Annotated in this window: 2 protein-coding genes and 1 pseudogene; all 3 read right to left on the reverse strand. The window is 67.0% G+C overall.

Annotation, left to right across the window (positions count from 1 at the left end; genetic code table 11):
• Positions 1 to 23: 23 nt before the first annotated feature.
• Complete coding sequence (locus tag AB0J09_RS62810; protein WP_360713785.1) at positions 24 to 626, reverse strand: CHAP domain-containing protein; 603 nt, start codon at positions 624 to 626, stop codon at positions 24 to 26.
• Positions 627 to 1120: 494 nt separating this feature from the next.
• Entirely contained in the window at positions 1121 to 1870 is a 750-nt protein-coding gene (locus AB0J09_RS62815; RefSeq protein ID WP_360713787.1) for a glucose 1-dehydrogenase, read from the reverse strand.
• A pseudogene (locus tag AB0J09_RS62820) lies at positions 1857 to 2250 on the reverse strand (CoA-binding protein); the annotation flags it as partial. The pseudogene AB0J09_RS62820 and the gene AB0J09_RS62815, both read right to left, overlap by 14 nt.

Consider the following 2250-nt stretch of genomic DNA (forward strand, 5'->3'; position numbering starts at 1 on the left):
CCTCACCTAGGAAAGGCCCAAATTTACGGACATGCACCATCTCCCTGACAGGTCGCTGCCAGGTGGATGACAACGTCGGTGCCGGGCCCGGGCGGCAGCGCGGCCTGCTCCTCGGCCTTCTTCCTGGCCTCCCGCGCCTGCTGGGCCACCTCATCGTCCAGGCGGGCCTTGATGCGCTCGGGGTAGCCGTACCCGACGACCTTGCTCGTGTCGCGTTCCTTGCGCTTGGCGATGCCCCCGTCGATGTTCCCCTCGATGGTGAAGATCGTGTCGCCCTCGACCCTCGTCACGATGCCGACGTGGTCGATGTTGTCGATGCGGTTCGTCCCGCTCCAGTCGTAGAAGACGATCGCCCCGGGCTTGGGCTTGTGGCCCCACGCCCCTTGCTCCTTGAACCACTTCGCGTGGGAGACCGTCCATGCGAACTGCCCGATCCAGTCCTCGTACCCGAGCTTGTGCGCGGCCCACGAGAGGTACATGTCGCACCACGGGGCGGAGCTGTAGTCGGCGTCGAACTCGACGTGCTTGCCGTACCAGTCGCCGAACTTGGTGTACGACCCGCCCTTCTCGGAGTAGCCGAGCTGGCTCTCGAGCAGGTCGATGAACTTCTGCATCTCTGGCGTCATGGAAGTATGGGGGAACCTTCCGGGCAAGACCGGGTTTGTCAACATAAATCCGGGTAAAAGGGGTAACCGGGACTCGTGTGACAAAACCGGAGGCTTGTCGTCTTCCGTGATGAGCGAGGCTACCTTGCCGTCAAGGCAGGTCAAGCACGACCCAAGAGAGGTTCAAGCCTTCCTAGGCTAGGAAACCGCTGGTCAAAGATGCTGCCAGAAATGTCCAAGCTGCGGTGGTTTAATCCAAAAAGATCTACGTGTGCCCAGGTGACACCCCCTATGCCCGCAAGCCCGCCATAGGCGGTGCCGCCCCATCCGGGAGGGCGTGCCCGCGCTATGTGCGGCGGCGCCGTGCCGTGCCGGCTGCGCCGGGTCGTGTCCCAGGGACGACCAGCGCGGCGCCCCGGTGTCGGGAGGGCAGCCGAGCCCGCGATGCTTAGGCAACTCGCGATGGCCGTGCCGCAGCAGGGATCGGTTCGCCCCATGAGGGCGCGGTGGGGTGGTCAGTAGCCGGCGCCGGTCAGCAAGCCGCCGTCGACCGTGAACTCGCTTCCCGTGCAGTAGCTGGCCCGGTCCGACGCCAGGAAGGCCACCACGTGCGACACCTCCACCGGCTTGGCGAAGCGCTTGATGACCATGGACTTCACGAACGCGTCGGCGTCGACCTCGTTCATCAGGTCCGGGTCCATCGCCATGGAGGTGTTGATCGCGCCGGGGTGCACCGAGTTGACCCTGATCTTGAACCGGGCCAGTTCCCGGGCCGCCGACTTGGTGAGGCCGCGCACGCCGAACTTGGAGGCGGAGTACGCCGACAACCCCTCGGCACCGACGTAGCCCTCGATCGAGGAGATGTTCACGATGGCGCCGCGTCCGGCCGCCTTCATGGGGCTGATCACCGACTTGATCCCCAGCCAGGTGCCTTTGAGGTTGACGGAAATCACGCGATCGAAGTCGTCGGGCGACATGTCGGCGATGCGCCGGAATTTCAGGATCCCGGCGTTGTTGACCAGCACATCCAGCCGGCCGTGCAGCTCCGTGGCCGTCGCCACCGCCCGCGACCAGTCCTCGACGCTGGTCACATCGTGATGAACGTACGCGGCCCCCGTCTCCTCGGCCAGCGCCTTGCCCTCCTCGTCCAGCACGTCACCGAAGACCACGCGTGCCCCCTCCTCAAGGAACAGCCGCACGTGCGCCGCCCCCATCCCGCGAGCCCCGCCGGTGATCAACGCGACCTTGCCGTCAAGCAACCCCATAGCGACCTCCCGCCGCGACGGCCACCGCGGCCGCCTCCATGGAGCGGTAGACGGGGATCCCCGCCGCCGCCGCGATCCGCCTCACTTCGTCCTCGACACCGGCGGGCGCGCACTCGCCGTTCCTGGTGACGAGGGTGATCCTGGTGCCGGGCAGCGCGTCCTGCGCCCCCGCCACGGCCCGCGCGTACGCGTACAACGGCTCGGCCGTGTCCCCGTACGTGAAGAAGGCCTGGACATTGACGTGCAGGACCACGTCACGGTACGCCCGGTGCCGCAGCAGAGCCGCGATCACGTCAGGCACGAGAGCGGTCCGCCCCAAAGGCCCCACCGGCACCTCGAGCGGATTGCCCGTGGCCGCCACGCCGAGCCCGCGCAGCGCG

Source organism: Nonomuraea sp. NPDC049784 (assembly GCF_040659615.1).
GTDB lineage: Bacteria > Actinomycetota > Actinomycetes > Streptosporangiales > Streptosporangiaceae > Nonomuraea.